A 16,607-nucleotide genomic window follows, 5' to 3' on the forward strand; every position below is an offset into this window, starting at 1 on the left:
GGTTGCATCATGACATCGAAATACGCAGCGCCGCCGCAGCGGCCGGCGGCGCTGCCACCAGCGCGAGCAGCAGCAACGCTCCCAGCAGCGACAGGTGCCCGGCCGCAGAGAGCCCGACATCCACGCTCCCGACCGCACCGGCCCCGAAGATCAGGACCGGTATGCACAGGGGCAGCACCAGCAACAGGATCAGCACGCCCCCACTGCGCAACCCCAGCGTCAGCGCCGCGCCGATACTGCCCAGCAGGCTGAGCACCGGCGTGCCGAGAACCAGGCCCGCCTCCATCGTCAGGATCGACGACGCACGCATGTCGAACAACACGCCCAGCACCGGCGCGGCCAGGATCAGGGGCAAGCCGGTGAGCAACCAATGGGCCAGCGCCTTACCCGCGGCAACCATGATGGTCGAATGCTGCGACAGCAGCATCTGCTCCAGTGATCCGTCCTGGTGATCGCTCGCAAACAGCGTGTTCAGCGACAGCATCGCCGCCAGCAAGGCACAGACCCAGACCACGCCCGGCGCAATCTGCCGCAGCACCTGGGGTTCCGGCCCCACGCCCAGCGGAAACAGGCTGGCCGCCACGATGAAAAAGACCACCGGCAACAAGGCTTCGAAGCGGCGCCGACCTGCCAATCGCAGGTCACGCGCCGCCACCAACATGAACACGCCGCCGCTCACCGGGCAAGCTCCTTCTTGCGCACAGTGGCGGCATTCGCCTTGTGAGCGACCCGGCGGCTCATGCGGGCGCTCCCACCGGGAATTCCAGCTCCGTGACCGGGGTTTCCGGCAGGCTCAGCGCCAGATGCGAGGTCAGGAGCACACTGCCGCCGCGGGCGAGGTGAGCCGCCAATAACTGGTTGACCGCTTCGATGCCTTGCGTGTCCAGCGCGTCGAAAGGCTCATCGAGAATCCAGACCGAAGGCTCGCTCTCCAGCGCCAGCCGCGCCAGCGCCACCCGGCGTCGCTGCCCCTGCGACAGGGTTCGCACGAACGCATGGCGGCGATGGTGGATCGCCAGCGTGCGAAGGGCTGCGTTGATGCGCTGCGACGGGCAGTCCAGACCATGCAGCCGCGCCAGAAACGTCAGAGACTCGGTCACCGTGAGGTCGTCCTTGAGTGCGTTGGCATGGCCGATGTAGGCACCGGGGCGTCCGCCACTGACGGTGATCGACCCGGCCTCCGGGCGGGACAAGCCCGCCGCAATGCGCAGCAGGCTGGTCTTGCCGCTGCCGTTCTGCCCGCGCAGCCAGACCAGTTCGCCGGGCTGGATCGAAAAACTGAAGTCGCGAAACAGCCACTCCTCGCCACGTCGGCAGGACACATTCAACGCAACCAGGGATGCGGAAGCAGAAATAGGACGAATTCCTACGAGGATGGATGGAAGGACTCAGGCTTATGACCGGCCGGATCGAACCGCACCAGCCGCTGGCGCCTGCCCAGACCCGAGTCCGCACAGACCCGGTGCATTTTAGCGGGGGCCCGCCCATTCCCCCGATCGCAAAGGAAATAACTTGATTCACATCAAGTTGCCGGTCGCAGCGAATCAGGGTTTGCGCCACACGCAGGCCGCCAGCCGCCCGCTGCCTCCGCGCGTGACGGCATCGCGCCGGTGCGAGAAATACCGATGTGGGTTGCCGACGGTGCACCAGTCGCCGCTGCCGTCATTGCCGTAGATGGCCGTGACACCCAACTTCAGCAGCCGGTGGCGCGCAAGCCCCGGGAGGTCGGCCAGGTACTTGCCCCCGCCGATGGCCCTGAAAAAGCCTTCCGCGCCGCGATCGGCTTTGCAGAAGGCCTCGCGCACCTCGGCGCCGACCTCAAAGGCGTCAGGACCGATGCACGGCCCCAACCAGGCCAGCGTGTCATCCGCTCTCTTTTTTGTAGCTGCATGCGACCATTCGACGATGGGATCGTGCCAAAAAGATTGAAAAAAAGTCTCCAGAACGCCTCGTCCCCCCTCCCCGGCCAGCCCCCGCCAGCCGGCGTGGGCCGCGCCCACCCGGGTGCCCTGGCGGTTGGTCAGCAGCACCGGCAGGCAGTCGGCCACCATGATGGTGCAGGCGACGCCCGGCGTGGCCGTCACACCGGCGTCTGCGATCGTCGCGTCGACGGTGCCGGCGTCCAGGCTCGCCACTGCGGTGCCGTGCACCTGTTGCAGAAACACCGGGTGCGCGGCAATCGCCTGCTGCAGCTCCAACCGGTTCGTGGCGACGGCCGCCGGATCGTCCCCCACATGATCGCCCAGGTTCAGGCTGTCAAACGGCGCCACCGAGACCCCGCCGGCGCGGGTGGTGCACACCGCGCGCACGGTGGCCGGCGCCGGCCACTGCGGAACGATCCATTCCGCAGGCAGACTCATCGGGTGCCGCCCCCGCGGGTTTGTTTTCGAACGCAGGACAAGGCGCAAAGCCGAGGACAGTGCGGTAGCAGGGCGAGGCGAAGCAACGCGGTCATGCGTTTGAATGCGGACCCGTGTCAGGCTTCGAAGTCGGGGCAGGCCGATGGCTGGGCCTTCTGGAAGGCGTCGAGCTTCATGCAGGCGTCGAACGCGGCCATCGTGCGCGGCAGGCCGTCGAAGTTCACGTCGAAGCGCTTGCCGTTGAAGATCTGCGGCACCAGGCAGCAGTCGGCCAGCGTGGGCGCATCGCCATAACAGTAGACAGACGCCGGCAACCCCACCGCCTGGCGCTGGGCCTCGATGGCGGCCAACTGCCGCTCAAACGACTCCAGGCCGTCGCGCACCCAGTGGCGGTACCAGGTGTTCTTCACGTCTTCGCTCACGCCGAGGTCCTTGCTCAGGTACTTCAACACCCGCAGGTTGTTCAGCGGGTGGATTTCGCAGGCAATCGACTGCGCCAGCGCCCGCACCCGGGTCCGGCCCAGCGCATCGTTCGGCAACAGCGCCGCGCCGGTCTGGGTTTCGTCCAGGTATTCGATGATGGCCATCGATTGCGACAGGCGCGTGCCGTCGTCGAGTTCGAGCATCGGCACCAGCTGGTCGGCGGAGATGGCGGTGTAGGCGTCTTTCCTGTGATCGCCTTTGGCCAGGTGCACCGGCAGGTATTCGTAGGCCAGCCCTTTCAGGTTGAGCGCGATGCGCACACGAAACGAGGCAGACGAGCGGAAGTAGTTGTAGAGCTTCATGGTGGGGCCTTTGAGCAGGATCTTCGCAGCTTGCGAGGATAAACCCGAACCCGGCAGCCGCGCCCGACGGCCTGACAATCCACCCAGGCCAGCGACGCCGATCGCCGGGCCGCCGAAAGGAAAGCCTTGATGTCTATCCAGCCCCTGCCATCACCCCAGACCCTCACCGAACCCAGCCGCCAGACGCCCGTTTTCGGCGCGTTCGACGTCGTGGTGCTAGGCGGTGGCCCCGCGGGCATCACTGCGGCCGCGGCGGCGGCCAGAGCCGGCCGATCCACCCTGCTGATCGAACGCTACGGCTTCCTCGGCGGCATGGGCACAGCGGCCGGCGTGACCAACTTCTGCGGCCTGCATGCCAATGTGCATGGCGAAATCCGCCAGGTGGTGCACGGCCTGGCCGACGATCTGCTGGACCGCATGCGCGCCTTGAACGGACTCAACGAGCCGCACCTGCTGTTCGGCGGCAGGATCGCCGCGCAGGCCTACGACAACGCCGCGTTCAAGGTGGCGGCGGACGAACTGGTGCTGGCCAGCGGCGCACAACTGCTGTTCCACGCGCAGGCAGTCGGCGTGGTGATGAATTCCGCCAGCGAGATCGGTGCGCTGCTGATCGAAACCCGCTCCGGCCGCGCGGCGGTGCTTGCGAAAACCTTCATCGACTGCTCGGGCGACGGCGACCTGGCCGCGCACGCCGGTGCCCCGTTCGAAAAAGGCAAAGGCCCCGATGGCGCGGGCGAGGACATGATGTACCCGTCCACCATGTTCCGCGTGCACGGCGTGGACCCGGTGCGCGCCGGCGACGCCTGGAACCACTTCAGCCGCCTGATGGAAGAGGCCGAGGCCAAAGGCCGCAAGTTTGCCCGCAAGGCGCCCATCATCCGCCCGCAGAAGAACCCGGCCGAGTGGCGCGCCAACGTCACCCAGCTCGCCAACGCCGACGGCGGCCCGGTGGACGGCACCAACGCCCTGCAACTCAGCGCGGCCGAGGTCGAGGGCCGGCGCCAGATCGTCGACTTCTTCCGCTTCCTGCGTGAATCCGCACCCGGCTTCGAGAACGCCTACCTGCTGGAGATCGCGCCGCAGGTCGGCATCCGCGAGACGCGCCGGCTGATCGGGGAATACCAGCTCACCGGCGACGATGTGCTGAATTGCGCCACCTTCGACGACAGCATCGGCGTGAACGGCTGGCCCATCGAGGAGCACGCCGCCGGCACCGTGGTGTTCCGCTGGCCGCACGACCCCACAGGCCGCGGCTACAACCAGCTCCCTTACCGCATGCTGCTGCCGCAAGGCGTGGACAACCTGCTCGTGGCCGGCCGCTGCGCCTCGATGACGCACCTGGGACAGTCCGCCGCGCGCGTCTCAGGGGCCTGCTTCGTCATGGGCCAGGCGGCCGGCACGGCCGCCGCGCTGGCGCAGCAGGCCGGAATGCGGGTGCGCGACCTGGACGTCAGCGTCTTGCAGGTGAGGCTGGAAGCGGGCGGGGCCTGGCTGGGGTGACGAGTTGGCATCCGGCCACCACTTCAAAACCAATAGCTTCCCGTGGCCATTCTGCGCTGGGATCGCGGTCTTCTGATGCCTGAAACAGACTCGAAACGGTGCTGGGCGCGACCCCACCGGCTATAAAGCGGGCTGGACCCGGCCACGGCGGCCCGGGCGGCACATCAGCCACAGGATTGCACATGACCCAGGGCCACAAAGTCGTCGTCAGCACATTCGCCGACAACCCCATGGACGCCATGGAACACCACCTGTCGCTCCAGCCCATGGAGCGGCCGGCCGCGGCGAGCCTGGAGCCCCACGAAGTCCTCATCGGCATCCACAGCGCCGCCGTGGGCTGGGTCGATCTGCTGATGACCAGCGGCCAGTACCAGCACATGCCCCAGCCGCCCTACACCCCCGGGATGGAATACGCCGGCGTGGTGCTGGCCACCGGTACGGCGGTGGACCCGGCGCAGGTCAAGGCGGGCGACCGGGTGCTGGTGGACGGCCTGCAGGTCGGCCCGCGCTCGGGCGGCGCCTACCAGTCGCAGGGCGGCTTTGCTTCGTACGCGGTGGTGCCGGATACCGCCGCGATCCGGCTGCCCGACAAGCTCTCGTTCGACGAAGCCTGCTGCCTGCTGGGCAACTACGAGACGGCCTACCACTGCCTGGTGGTGCGCGGGCGGCTGAAAGCCGGCGAGACCGTGCTGATCCTCGGCGCCACCGGCTCCACCGGGCTGGCTGCCGTGCACATCGCCAAACTGATGGGCGCCACGGTGATCGCAGCGGGCCGGTCCGATGCCAAACTCGCCTTCGTCCAGGCGCAGGGCGCCGACCACGTCGTCAATATCACCCACCCCGACGGCAGCCCCGGCGTGCGGCCCTTCAGAACCGACGTCAAGGCGCTCACCGGCGGTCGGGGCGTGGACCTGGTGTACGACGGCGTCGGCGGCGAGGTCTCGCTGGAGAGCCTGCGCTGCGTGGCCTTCGGCGCCCGCTTCCTGATCGTCGGCTGGGCCTCCACGCCCGGCGTGGCCAACGGGCGCGGCCAGCGCGGCGCCCCCAACGCCAACCAGCTGCCCACCAACCTGATCATGATGAAAGGCCTGGACGTGCTCGGCGCCCCCATGGTCATCGCCACCGTCAACGATCCCTCGCTGCGAGCGCCCCGGCTGGCGCGCATCATGCAATGGGTGAACGAAGGCCGCCTCAAGCCCCATGTGTCGCGCACCTACCCGTTGACGGACTTCAAGGATGCGATGCGGGCCAAGTGGCAGGGCGAGGTGGTCGGCGGCTGCGTGCTGCATCCCTGAGCCGCGCGGTCAGCCGGCGTAGGAATAAGTCCTGATTCGATAGCGGCTAGCGACCATTCCACGCTGGGTTTTGGCCATTTCTGATGAGAAAACGTCAGCAAACGGCCAAATCGCCGCTCGGCTGCCATCGCGGGCAGTAGCTGCGACGCATGCGGTGCGGACGTCGAGTTTCACCGGCAGACGGATCAGCCGGATTCCATGGCCGCAGCGGTGTCAAGAAAACTCGGGATGCTAGAGAGCGCGCGAACATCCTGGGGCCGCAAGCTAGGCCGTGATAGGAAGCCTCGGCGCCAGCAACAGGAAGATCGCCGCTGAAACCGGGAATACGCTGGCGGCCGCCGCGAACCAGCGCGGGCCATGGTCGGGCGAAAACCCCGGATAGCGCCGCAGGCCCGCCGACAGCAGGGCCGCGCCCGCCAGCGCCATCAACACCCCGGCAAACCAGGCTGAAGCCGACGCGGGCGGCGCGATCGCACCGGGATGCACCCGGTGAATCACCACGGAAAAGGCCAGGCTGCCGCCTTGAAACGCTGAAGCCGCCACCAGCAGGGCGCCGCCCCAGACCGCACCGGCACTGGCCAGGCTGGACCCCGGGGATTCGCCACTTTCACGGCCGGCGCGCAGCGCCAGGCCGACCAGCAGAACGCCGCCGGGGAAAAGCAACATCCCCAGCAGGCCGATGAACACCAGTTGCGTCAGCCCGCCCGCAAGGGCAAGCGTGACAAGACCGGCGGCAAGAAGCAGGGGCGGATTATTCACAGTTCATTCGGGGCAGATCGACACTCAGCCAACGACCGCTCGCCCTGAAAAGCGCCATTATCCGGCTCGCATCCAGCACGCCGCAGACGACCCGAGCCCCTCGCCAAGGACCGCGATGGCCGCCAGCCGGTTGGCCCAACGGCCGGCGGCGTTGAGCGGCCTCGCGGATCGGTTCTAATTGCGGCCTGCCAATGCACCCGATCCCCGCGCGGCAACGCCATCGGACCCACAGGCTGGCGAGGCGCCACGCGACTGACCGGTGCGGCGGAGCGATTGACGGGCCGGTCACGCGGACACGTCTGCGGCTGCCCCAGGTCGTTCCCGTAACGGACACCATCCCCGGTGGATGCCCCGTCCCGGTCGACATCGCCCCGCCCTTCTCCCGAAGGGCGAAGGCACCCCATCCATCCGAGGATTTCTTTTGCACAAGGACTTCAGCCGTTCGTCACTCGTTCGCATGCTCAGCGATTGGCTCCCCATGGAAGCGCCCGCCTCGCGCCAGGACTTCGCCGAACGGCTGAGCCAGTGGGTGGATGTTTCCGGCTCCATCACGCTGCACGCGGCCCACCAGTCCACCCATTCGGCGGTGCCGTTGAAGCCATCGGCTGCGAACAGGTCCGCTACCCGGGACCTGCAGGTGCGGTTCCCGCGGGTGCGGGCGGGCCTGATCGCAATCATCTCGGCCAGGACGACAACGCCCACTCCGAATCCGCGCGACCGCAACCCGCCACCCGTGCCTGACGCCTCCGGCGAGGCGGATGCCGGTTTCGCCCCGCATCAGCAGCGCTACCTGGACCTGCAACGCCAGATGGCGCTGCGGATCGAGGCCCTGCGTGGCGACGTCCGGCAGACGCTCGCGAAGGTGTCTCCCCGGCTCGGGCAACTGGCCGCGTTCGACGCCGTGCTGGAACAGATGCTGGGATCACGGGAACAAGGGCTGATGGCCACAGTGCCAGTGGTGCTGGAGCGGCAATTCGAGAATCGGCGCGCCGCGCATCGGCAGGCACAGGATGCGACCCAGCCGACGGACGACCCGGCCTGCTGGCGGCAACCGGGCGGGTGGTTGCACAGCTTTGCCAGGGACATGGAAGCGGCGCTGCTGGCAGAGCTGGAGGTCCGGCTGCAGCCGGTGACGGGAATGATGGAAGCATTGAACAACGAGGTTGGGAAACACCCATGAACAGGATTTTTTTCACAGGCATATTCGCGCTGGGCCTGGCCGCGGTGGTCTGGGTCGGCATCGGATTCGTGGGTGCCAGCCCGCTGGCCCTGCTGATGACGGCGGTGATTGCCGGCGTCTACGGTCTGGGGGCCTTCGAGCTGCACCGCTACCGCGTTGCCACCGCTTCGCTGGCGACAGCGCTGGAGGGGCTCCCGCAGCCCCTGACGGACCTGTCCGACTGGCTGGCGGGCGTGCACCCCTCGCTGCAACCCGCCGTGCGCCAGCGCATCGAAGGCGAGCGCACCGCCCTGCCCGGCCCGGCGCTGACGCCCTATCTAGTGGGCTTGCTCGTGATGCTCGGCATGCTGGGCACCTTTCTGGGCATGGTCGTGACCTTCAAGGGCGCGGTCTTCGCGCTGGAAGGCTCCACCGACCTGCAGGCCATCCGCTCCGCGCTGGCCGCCCCCATCAAGGGGCTGGGCCTGTCGTTCGGCACCTCGGTGGCCGGTGTGGCGGCGTCCGCCATGCTGGGCCTGATGTCAGCCCTGAGCCGGCGCGAACGCGTCGACGTGGGGCGGCTGCTCGACAGCCGCATCGCCACCGTGTTGCGCCCGTTCTCGCTGGTGCACCAGCGCCAGGAAACCTTCAAAGCCCTGCAGGTGCAGGCCACCGCCTTGCCCGAAGTGGTCAGCGGCCTGCAGGCCCTGATGGAGGGCATGGAGCGTCGCAACCAGCAGCTGAACGAACAGCTGCTGGGCAGCCAGGCGCAGTTCCACCGCGAAGTGACCACGGTCTACGCCGGCCTGGCCGACTCCGTGGGCCGATCGCTGAACGACGCCCTGACGGCCAGCGCGCGCCTTGCCGGCGAGAGTATCAAGCCCGTGGTCGTCACCGCGATGGCCGAGATCGCGCAGGAATCAAAACGCCTGCACGAGCGGGTCAGCGACGCGGCGCAGACGCAGCTGAACGGCCTGAGCACAGCCTTCAGCGCCACCGCGGCCACCGTGTCGGAAACCTGGACCACCGCCCTGCAGACCCATGCCCGCACCAGCGAGCACCAGGCCCAGGTGCTGGAGCGTGCCCTGACCGCGTTCACGCAAGGCTTCGATCAGCGCGCTGGCGCCCTGTTGGCCTCGGTCACTGAGACCGCGAGCCGCCAGGCCAGCCAGAGCCTGGCCGACATGAACCGGCTGGTGGCGCAGTCCGAGGCACTGGTCAGCGCCCGCATCGATGCCGAGGCGCAGTGGACCCGGCAGCACGGCGAGCGCCTGGAGCAGCTGGCCGGCCTGCTGCGCAGCGAACTCGGCGCACTGCGCCAGGACGAGGCCGCGCGCGGCGACGCGGCCGTGCAGCGCCTGGGCGAGTTGCAGGCGGCGCTGGCGACGCACCTCACCACGCTGGGCACCGCGCTGGAAGCGCCCATGACGCGCCTCATGCAGACCGCTGCCGAGGTGCCGCAGGCCGCAGCCGGCGTGATCACCCAGCTGCGCGCCGAGCTGAGCCACATCACCCAGCGCGACACCCTGGCACTGCAGGAACGCACCGCCGTGATGGAGCAGGTCAACACGCTGCTGCAGGCCCTGCAGCGCTCGGCGGGCGACCAGCGCACCGCCATCGAAGCGCTGGCCACGTCCGCGGCCACCGTGATGGACCAGGCCAGCCAGCAGTTTGCCGACACCCTCGGCGTGCAGGCGGTCCGCGCCGAAGCGGTGGCCGCGCAGGTGGCGGGCAGCGCGGTGGACCTGTCGGCCCTGGGCGAGTCGTTCCACCACGGCGTGACGCTCTTCAGCGCCAGCAACGAGAAGCTCATGACCAGCCTGCAGCGCATCGAAGACACGCTGGGCCGCTCGATGGAGCGCAGCGACGAGCAGCTCGCCTACTACGTGGCGCAGGCCCGCGAGGTGATCGACCTCAGCATCAGCTCGCAGCAAGGCGTGATCGAGGACCTGCGGCGGCTCCACAAGCAGCAGCCGGCCCTGGCTGATGAGGTCGCCGGATGATCGACCTGAACGAAGCCGGCGACGGCATGGAACAGACCGCGCCGGTCTGGGCCGTCTTCGGCGACCTGATGTCGGGCCTGCTGGGAGCCTTTGTGCTGATCCTGGTCGGCGTGCTGGTGGTGCAGATGGACCTTGTGGCCAGCCTCGAATCGGAAATGGCCAAGCGCCGCCAGGAAGAACAACGCCGCATGGCGCTGGAGAAAGCCCTGGCCATTCCGCTGGCCTCGGGCCGCGTGACGCTGGCCAACGGGCGCATCGGCATCAGCGGCAGCGTGCTGTTTGCGGTGAACTCCGACCAGTTGCGCCCCGACGGCCGGCAGCTGCTGAAAAGCCTGGTGCCCCCGTTGCAGGTGTACCTGGGCGAGCGCGACGAGATGCTGATGGTCAGCGGATTCACGGACAACAAGCCGATTTCGGAGGGCAACCGTCGCTTCGAGGACAACCTGGAGCTTTCAGCCCAGCGAGCGCTGACCGTGACCCGCGCCCTCATCGAGGAAGGCATGCCCTCCGCGCGCGTTTTCGCGGCGGCCTTTGGCGCCGAGCAGCCGGTGGCCGCCAACACCGATGAACCCGGCCGCACAAAGAACCGGCGCGTGGAGATGGCGCCCGTGGCCCGTTCCACGCCGGCGAAACTCGCCCCTTGAGTGCCATGGACTTGCTCGACGCGCCCCCACAGGAGCATGCGCGCCCGCCGCACCAGGCCCGCCTGGACGCCCTGCGCAAGGCCGCCCAGCGCATCGATCCTGTGCGCCTGCACTATCTGGACGTGCTGTCGCAGCGCATCGCCACCGCCCCTGAAGCCGTGCAGCGCGTGCTGGAGAACACGCTCGACACCCCGTTGACGGAACTGGAGCAACGCCTCGGCAAACCACAACCGGCCGCAAGCGACGGCGAAGCGCCCCGCCCCGCCGCGCCGCTGGCCGCGCTGAATCGGTACATCGAGGGCCTGAGGCAGGAGGGCGACGGGCCGCTGCAAGGTCTTGGGCTGGACAAGCCGTCCGGTCACGGCTTCGCCAACGACGCCGATGCTCACAGGGAACTGCCCAGCGTGCGCCGTTTCCGCGAAGCCTGGTCGCGCATCGCCGCGGAAGACCGGGTCGCCGAAGCCGTCGAGCGCGGCCCCACCAACGCCGGCCCGCTCAATTCACACATGCTGGTGCTGCGCACGCTCAGCCTGCTGCGCGACCTGTCGCCGGACTACCTGCGCCGCTTCCTCTCCCAGATGGAAATCCTGCAATGGCTGGAGCAGGCCAGCCAGACGATTGCCCCGGTCAAGCCCAAACCGGCACGGCGCAGCCGGGTGAAAAAGCCCTGAGTCACCGGCCATGGACTGCAATTTTCATAGCAGCTCATGTCCACTTCACGCTGGGAAGTGGCTATTTTTTCCTGATTTTCGCCCCTGAACCGCCTTGACGCGGCCCCGAAGCGGCTGGAGCCGGTCGAAAAGATCACGGCTCCCGGCGGCGGTACAAGGCGGCGTGCGCCAGCGTGTATTCCGCCAGCGGGCCCAGGCGGATGTCCTGCGGCGCCAGGGTGTTGGCGGGCTTCAGGTAGGCCTGCACGCGAAACGGGGTTCCCGGTTCAACGCCTGCCGGCACGACTGTGATCCCCTGGCGCACATAGCCGTCCGGGTGGCCGACACGCTCCAGCGCGTCCATGTCGCGCAGCGTGGCCTCGTCCACCGCATAGACCTCGCCGATGACCGGCAGGCCCGTGCCGGGCGCATTCAGCAGCCAGGGCACGTGCCGTTCGCCCACCAGGAACAGCGGAAACGCGGCCTCGGTGCGGAAGTTGCCGGGCCATCGGGCGCCACGGTTGGTGGCGGCATTCGGAAAGCCCTGCTTGAGGGTGCCGAAGACGAAGACGAGGGTGGGCATGGGGTGCACTGTACGTGGTGATCGATAGGTTCCGATAGGTTCGTGGTTGCACCAGCCCCGCGGCCGCTGCGCCACGGCGAACGAATGGCGCGTTCCTTGCATGCGCCCACGCATCGGGATCACGCCGGCAATCGCTGCTGGAACTTGATTTCAGTCAAGCGAGACTGCCGTCGGCATTTTGGAATCAAGGGCGAATGGAGACAGACGACGCATTCGAATCGGCCGTGCATCGCCATGATGCGCAGGTCGCCGAGCTCGGCCTGCCCATCTGGGTGGGGTCCGAGCCCACGTTTACCGACCGCGAGGCCCAGACGCCGGCCTGGCTGCACGCCGCCCTGGGCGACGACAAGGAACTTCGTGCACGGGCGCTGCTCGGCACCCTGAGCCGGCTGATGCCGGGCGCGCTGGTGTTGCGCAGCGTCGGCCGGCTCTATCCCGGTGAAAAGCTGCCGCGCTGGAACCTGGGCCTGCTGCGGCGGCGCGACGGCGAGCCACTGTGGAGCGGCCCGCCGGACCCGCTCCTGGCCGCCGAACCGGGTCCCGCCGGGCCCCCGGACATCGCCGCCTTTGCCAGCGCCCTGTCAGAGGCATTCGCCAGCCAGCACTGGGCCACGGAATGCACTGCCGGCGCCCCGGAAAGAGACGCAGACAAAGGAGACGCCGACCAAGAAGGCGCAGACAAGGCAGGCGCAGACGATGCCCCAGCCTGGACAGTCACCGCCACCGCGGACGCAGACGCCGAACCGCTGCAGTTTGTCCTGCGAACCTACGAGGACGAGGCCGAACCGAATGCCGACCATTCCGCCTGCGTCGCCATCGAGCTGCCCGAAATCGCCCACGTTGACCGCTTCCTCGCCGCCCTGCCCTGCATCGAACACGCCGCACGGGCCTGTGGCCTGCCGGCACTGGTGTGGACCGGCGCCACCCCGCCCGTGGACGCCACGCTGGAGCTCACCACCGTGACGCCGGACCCCGCGGTGATCGAAATCAACTCGGCCCCCAGCCGCAACTGCGCCGAATTCCTCTGGCGCAGCCAGCAGGTCTATGCCGCTGCAGCGGCGCACGGGCTGTCGCCCTACCGCCTGTATTTCAACGGGCAGGTGGCCGATTCGGGGGGCGCCGGCCAGCTGACCTTTGGCGGCCCGACGCCTGAGGCCAGCCCGTTCGTCAGCAACCTGCAATTGCTGCCCCGGCTGGTGCGCTTTTTCAACCGCCACCCGGCGCTGAGCTACCGCTTTGCGCACGACTTTGTCGGCGGCAGCGGCCAGTCCGTCCGAGCGGACGAGCGCGGCACCGGCGCCTTCGACGATCTCGTGCTGGCCCTGGCGCTGCTGGAGCGCAAAACGGTCGCGGAGCCTGAACTGCTGTGGAGAAGCCTGGCCTCGTTCCTGTGCGATGCGGTGGGCAACAGCCACCGCGCCGAGATCAACATCGAAAAGCTCTGGAACCCTTACCTGCCCGGCCGTGGACGCCTGGGCCTGGTCGAATTTCGCGGCCTGCGCATGCAGCACACGCCCCAGCGCGCCACGGCCATCGCCTGCCTGCTGCGCGCCGTGATCGCCCTGCTGGCCACGCGCCCCTACGCGCTGCCGCTGATCGACTGGGGGCGCGAGCTGCACGACCGGTTTGCCTTGCCGTTCTACTTGCAGGCCGATATGGACACCGTGCTCGCCGAGCTGGACGCGGCCGGGCTCGGCCTGGAGGCGCCCATCCAGGCCGTGCTGCGCCACGATGCGTTCCGCTTTCTGGGCCAGGTGGACTTGCCCTTTGGCACGCTGGAACTGTGGCGCGGCCTGGAGTTCTGGCCGCTGGTGGGCGACGCCGCCAGCCCCGAGCAAAGCGGAAGCTCCCGCTTCGTCGACGCCAGCACGACCCGAATTGAAATCCGATGGCGGCCACCATCAACCGACTCAGCGGGCACGCTGGATACCGGCCACTGGCAGGACTGGGCGCTTTCCGTGGACGGCGTCACCCTGCCGCTGCGCCCAGAACGCGACAGCCGGGGCGATCTCAAGGTCTTCGGCGTGCGCTATGCCAGCTTTGCGCCCCGCTCGGGCCTGCATCCCGTGCTGGGCAGCCAGGCCCCGTTGACGCTGACCCTGGGCCATGCCGACCACGGCGTGCAGTACACCGTCACGCTGCACGAATGGCGGCCCGATGGCGAGGCCTATGCTGGGTTGCCGGCGGATCTGCAGGAGGCGGGGGAACGGCGGGCTGGGCGGATTGCGGTGGTGGCGAGGGAGCGGGCCGAGCAGGCGCCCGCTGACGAATCAGGCTCCGAGGTAAGGCTAGCAAGCCCGGGGCTAACGGCGTATAGCCTGGATCGACGGTACCGTTGAACGGTTTGAGGGCTGGGGGCACTACTTACCGCGTGTTGGACCCGTGCTCGGCACGCATCCATCAGTTTCAATTTGATAGCGGATAGTGACTATTCCATAACGGGATATGGCCTCTTATGCTCCCAAGTGGCACTTCCATGACCCTTGCGGGCTTTGCGCGAAGTCATCATGTGGCTCTGCGGCTGCAACATCAGGGCGCGAGGGGCGTTTTGGCAACTCAACTCCTAACATCCTTGTTCGTATGCGGTTGAATTTTTTAAGAGCAGTGGGTGTTTACGCAGTGCAGCAAATTGAATCTAACAAGTATTTTTGCGCTTTTTTCGCAATAAATGGCATGAAGGTGTACGATTGGGCCATGCTTATCGAGTTTTCGGTCACCAATTTCCGATCCATCATGGAGCGCCAGACGCTCAATATGGCCGCCTCCGCTTACAGTGAGCTGGAATCGCTTAACACCTTCATCCCTGACCAGGACGACAGCGTGCCCCGCTTGCTGCGCTCCACTGTGGTGTATGGCCCCAATGCATCGGGCAAAAGCACTTTGATTCAGGCGCTACGTTTTGTGAAGAGCCAGGTACTCAACTCCCAAAAAGAAAGCCAAGCCGGGGATGCCATTGATGTGGTGCCTTTCAAGCTGACAGCAGCGTCACGTGCGGCAGACAGTGAATTTGAAGTGACCTTTGTGGAGCAGGGTATTCGCTACGAATACGGCTTTTGCTGCAGTCGCGAGCGGTTTACCGAGGAGTGGCTGATTGCCTACCCATTGGGACGGGCACAAAAGTGGTTTCACCGGGTGTTTGATGCTGAAGCGGGCAAAGATGCTTACAAATTCAGCACTTCGTTCTTGGGGGGCAAGACACGTCACGGACTTTGGAAGGAACAAACCCGCCCGAATGCCTTGTTCTTTTCCACGGCAATTCAATTGAATAATGAGCAACTCAAGCCCGCCTTTGACTGGTTCAAATTGCGTTTGCGGGTGGTTGACTCTGTGCGTGGTTTCAGCCCCGGCTACACCTTGAAGCGCTGCGGCAACGACGAAGATCGCCAGAGGGTGGTTGCGTTCATGAATTCGGCAGACTTGTCCATTGCAGATATCCAACTGGAAGAAACCGTGTTTTCGGCAGACTCTTTGCCTACGGAAATGCCACCTGCCATTCGAGATGAGTTATTGAAAGACATGGCGGGACGAAAGTTGGTGAAACCGCGTTTCTTCCACAAAGACGTGAACACAGCAGAAACGGTGGAATTTGACGAGTCAGAAGAGTCTGACGGCACCCGTGCGCTGTTTGCTATTACCGGCCCATGGCTGGACGTGATCGAAAACGAGCGTGTGTTAGTGGTGGACGAACTGGATACAAGTTTGCACCCATTGCTGGTGCACCATTTGGTGAAGCGGTTGCACCACGAGGGTACCAAGGCACAGCTGATTTTTACGACACATGACACCACCTTGCTGAGCCAAAAGCTGCTTCGGCGCGACCAAGTGTGGTTTATGGAAAAAGATGATAGGAGTGCAACTCGCCTATACCCATTGTCTGACTTCAGTCCGCGCGAAAACGAGGCCATAGAGCGCGGCTACCTGAATGGTCGCTACGGCGGCATTCCTTTCCTGAAGGATTTGGACTTCTATGGGGTCTGAAGACCTCTTTCACAAACGGAAGGCTCGCGCTGGTGCTGCGCTGCAACGGCAAGTACGCGAGCGTGCGCGCAACAAGCGTTACCTGATCGTCTGCGAAGGAACGAAGACGGAGCCTCATTACTTCCGTGATTTACTGGATGACCGGGGCGTTCGTCCGCAGATGGTACGCATAGCGCCCAATGACGGAGTATCACCAGATCGCGTGGTGGCGCATGCTGTTGCGCTGTATACAGAGGACGCAGCCGCTGGCGATGCCTATGACACGGTGTACTGCGTATTTGACAGGGACAGGCACACCACATTCGTTGCCGCCGTGCAGCGCACCAAGGATTTGAGTGCCGAAGGAAAACCGTTTGTGGCGATCACGTCGACGCCGTGTTTTGAGATTTGGTTGCTGCTACATTTTGGCTATTCCGATCAACCGTTTCATCCTGCTGGTAAAAAGTCAGTGGGTGACCAAGTCGTTTCCGCCTTGAAAGCCAAGCCGGGGTTCACCAAATACGGAAAAGGTCAAAAGGGAATTTATGGTCAATTGAAATCAAAGTTGAGCGATGCGCTCACCCATGCGGAGCTCCTACGCAAACATGGGGCAGCTACTGGCAGCATCAACCCGGCAACAGATGTTGATGTGCTGGTGAAGGCGATTCTTGCACTTGCTGCAACATAACCGCTAAGCTGGTTGCTATCAAATGTGGCATGAAATCTCGATCCGGTAAGGTCAAATTTCCCCAAAATTGGCGTGACCAGATCGTACCTATCAATACAAATTCGATAGCAGATCATGACCATTCCACCCTGGGAACAGACCATTTTGAGGTTCTCTTCTGTTTCGGGTGGCACGCAACATTCTGATGGAGGTCAGGCGAGAGGGCGTGCTTTCTGAAGCGGATT

At 66.0% G+C, this 16,607-nt stretch carries 15 protein-coding genes; 9 read left to right on the forward strand and 6 right to left on the reverse strand.

Annotation, left to right across the window (positions count from 1 at the left end):
* Window positions 1–7: 7 nt before the first annotated feature.
* The 4 genes from ccmB to maiA form a co-directional block, all read right to left on the reverse strand.
* Window positions 8–661, reverse strand: a complete 654-nt coding sequence (gene ccmB / locus ACMUOY_RS16845) for a heme exporter protein CcmB (protein ID WP_413893909.1) — start codon at window positions 659–661, stop codon at window positions 8–10.
* Between the two features lie 76 nt (window positions 662–737).
* Window positions 738–1,322, reverse strand: a complete 585-nt coding sequence (ccmA, locus tag ACMUOY_RS16850) for a heme ABC exporter ATP-binding protein CcmA (RefSeq protein ID WP_413893895.1) — start codon at window positions 1,320–1,322, stop codon at window positions 738–740.
* Window positions 1,323–1,544: 222 nt separating this feature from the next.
* On the reverse strand, window positions 1,545–2,360 hold the full coding sequence (gene pgeF / locus ACMUOY_RS16855; protein ID WP_413893896.1) for a peptidoglycan editing factor PgeF: 816 nt from the start codon (window positions 2,358–2,360) through the stop codon (window positions 1,545–1,547).
* A 116-nt stretch (window positions 2,361–2,476) separates the two neighbouring features.
* Window positions 2,477–3,145 (reverse strand): maleylacetoacetate isomerase, encoded by a 669-nt coding sequence (maiA, locus tag ACMUOY_RS16860; protein ID WP_413893897.1) that lies wholly within the window; start codon window positions 3,143–3,145, stop codon window positions 2,477–2,479.
* A 129-nt stretch (window positions 3,146–3,274) separates the two neighbouring features.
* Here maiA and ACMUOY_RS16865 point away from each other — a divergent pair, with 129 nt between their 5' ends.
* Complete coding sequence (locus ACMUOY_RS16865; protein ID WP_413893898.1) at window positions 3,275–4,645, forward strand: FAD-dependent oxidoreductase; 1,371 nt, start codon at window positions 3,275–3,277, stop codon at window positions 4,643–4,645.
* 182 nt (window positions 4,646–4,827) lie between these two features.
* Window positions 4,828–5,940, forward strand: coding sequence for an NADPH:quinone oxidoreductase family protein (locus ACMUOY_RS16870; RefSeq protein WP_413893899.1), 1,113 nt, complete (start codon window positions 4,828–4,830; stop codon window positions 5,938–5,940).
* Between the two features lie 264 nt (window positions 5,941–6,204).
* Here the strand turns inward: ACMUOY_RS16870 and ACMUOY_RS16875 are convergent, their stop codons facing one another.
* Entirely contained in the window at window positions 6,205–6,699 is a 495-nt protein-coding gene (locus ACMUOY_RS16875) for a hypothetical protein (protein ID WP_413893900.1), read from the reverse strand.
* 421 nt (window positions 6,700–7,120) lie between these two features.
* On the opposite strand from ACMUOY_RS16875, the gene ACMUOY_RS16880 reads away from it, so the two are divergent.
* The 4 genes from ACMUOY_RS16880 to ACMUOY_RS16895 are packed head-to-tail and all read left to right on the forward strand — an operon-like array spanning window position 7,121 to window position 11,176.
* Window positions 7,121–7,879 (forward strand): DUF3348 domain-containing protein, encoded by a 759-nt coding sequence (locus ACMUOY_RS16880; protein WP_413893901.1) that lies wholly within the window; start codon window positions 7,121–7,123, stop codon window positions 7,877–7,879.
* A complete protein-coding gene (locus ACMUOY_RS16885; protein ID WP_413893902.1) occupies window positions 7,876–9,861 on the forward strand; it encodes a DUF802 domain-containing protein in 1,986 nt (661 codons plus the stop codon). Before ACMUOY_RS16880 ends, ACMUOY_RS16885 begins: the two co-directional genes overlap by 4 nt.
* Window positions 9,858–10,505, forward strand: coding sequence for an OmpA family protein (locus ACMUOY_RS16890; RefSeq protein ID WP_413893903.1), 648 nt, complete (start codon window positions 9,858–9,860; stop codon window positions 10,503–10,505). Before ACMUOY_RS16885 ends, ACMUOY_RS16890 begins: the two co-directional genes overlap by 4 nt.
* 5 nt (window positions 10,506–10,510) lie before the next feature.
* Window positions 10,511–11,176 carry a DUF2894 domain-containing protein gene (locus ACMUOY_RS16895; RefSeq protein ID WP_413893910.1) on the forward strand — a complete coding sequence of 222 codons (666 nt, stop codon included), beginning with the start codon at window positions 10,511–10,513 and terminating at the stop codon, window positions 11,174–11,176.
* 133 nt (window positions 11,177–11,309) lie between these two features.
* Here ACMUOY_RS16895 and ACMUOY_RS16900 read toward each other — a convergent pair whose 3' ends face one another.
* The gene (locus ACMUOY_RS16900; protein ID WP_413893904.1) at window positions 11,310–11,738 is read right to left on the reverse strand and encodes a gamma-glutamylcyclotransferase family protein; all 429 of its coding nucleotides are present in this window, start codon (window positions 11,736–11,738) and stop codon (window positions 11,310–11,312) included.
* A 194-nt stretch (window positions 11,739–11,932) separates the two neighbouring features.
* Here ACMUOY_RS16900 and ACMUOY_RS16905 point away from each other — a divergent pair, with 194 nt between their 5' ends.
* The 3 genes from ACMUOY_RS16905 (at window position 11,933) to ACMUOY_RS16915 (ending at window position 16,383) form a co-directional block, all read left to right on the forward strand.
* Window positions 11,933–14,077, forward strand: a complete 2,145-nt coding sequence (locus ACMUOY_RS16905) for a transglutaminase family protein (protein WP_413893905.1) — start codon at window positions 11,933–11,935, stop codon at window positions 14,075–14,077.
* A gap of 241 nt (window positions 14,078–14,318) precedes the next feature.
* Window positions 14,319–15,716 (forward strand): AAA family ATPase, encoded by a 1,398-nt coding sequence (locus tag ACMUOY_RS16910; RefSeq protein WP_413893906.1) that lies wholly within the window; start codon window positions 14,319–14,321, stop codon window positions 15,714–15,716.
* On the forward strand, window positions 15,706–16,383 hold the full coding sequence (locus ACMUOY_RS16915; protein WP_413893907.1) for an RloB family protein: 678 nt from the start codon (window positions 15,706–15,708) through the stop codon (window positions 16,381–16,383). Before ACMUOY_RS16910 ends, ACMUOY_RS16915 begins: the two co-directional genes overlap by 11 nt.
* Window positions 16,384–16,607 lie beyond the last annotated feature (224 nt).

It is taken from the genome of Candidatus Skiveiella danica (assembly GCF_022705245.1).
GTDB lineage: Bacteria > Pseudomonadota > Gammaproteobacteria > Burkholderiales > Burkholderiaceae_C > Skiveiella > Skiveiella danica.

Bases quoted from the DNA above. Each gene is read 5' to 3' on its own strand.
- ccmB (WP_413893909.1), bottom strand. From the start codon at position 661: ATGTTGGTGGCGGCGCGTGACCTGCGATTGGCAGGTCGGCGCCGCTTC.
- pgeF (WP_413893896.1), bottom strand. From the start codon at position 2,360: ATGAGTCTGCCTGCGGAATGGATCGTTCCGCAGTGGCCGGCGCCGGCC.
- maiA (WP_413893897.1), bottom strand. From the start codon at position 3,145: ATGAAGCTCTACAACTACTTCCGCTCGTCTGCCTCGTTTCGTGTGCGC.
- ACMUOY_RS16865 (WP_413893898.1), top strand. From the start codon at position 3,275: ATGTCTATCCAGCCCCTGCCATCACCCCAGACCCTCACCGAACCCAGC.
- ACMUOY_RS16870 (WP_413893899.1), top strand. From the start codon at position 4,828: ATGACCCAGGGCCACAAAGTCGTCGTCAGCACATTCGCCGACAACCCC.
- ACMUOY_RS16885 (WP_413893902.1), top strand. From the start codon at position 7,876: ATGAACAGGATTTTTTTCACAGGCATATTCGCGCTGGGCCTGGCCGCG.
- ACMUOY_RS16890 (WP_413893903.1), top strand. From the start codon at position 9,858: ATGATCGACCTGAACGAAGCCGGCGACGGCATGGAACAGACCGCGCCG.
- ACMUOY_RS16895 (WP_413893910.1), top strand. From the start codon at position 10,511: ATGGACTTGCTCGACGCGCCCCCACAGGAGCATGCGCGCCCGCCGCAC.
- ACMUOY_RS16900 (WP_413893904.1), bottom strand. From the start codon at position 11,738: ATGCCCACCCTCGTCTTCGTCTTCGGCACCCTCAAGCAGGGCTTTCCG.
- ACMUOY_RS16905 (WP_413893905.1), top strand. From the start codon at position 11,933: ATGGAGACAGACGACGCATTCGAATCGGCCGTGCATCGCCATGATGCG.
- ACMUOY_RS16910 (WP_413893906.1), top strand. From the start codon at position 14,319: ATGCGGTTGAATTTTTTAAGAGCAGTGGGTGTTTACGCAGTGCAGCAA.
- ACMUOY_RS16915 (WP_413893907.1), top strand. From the start codon at position 15,706: ATGGGGTCTGAAGACCTCTTTCACAAACGGAAGGCTCGCGCTGGTGCT.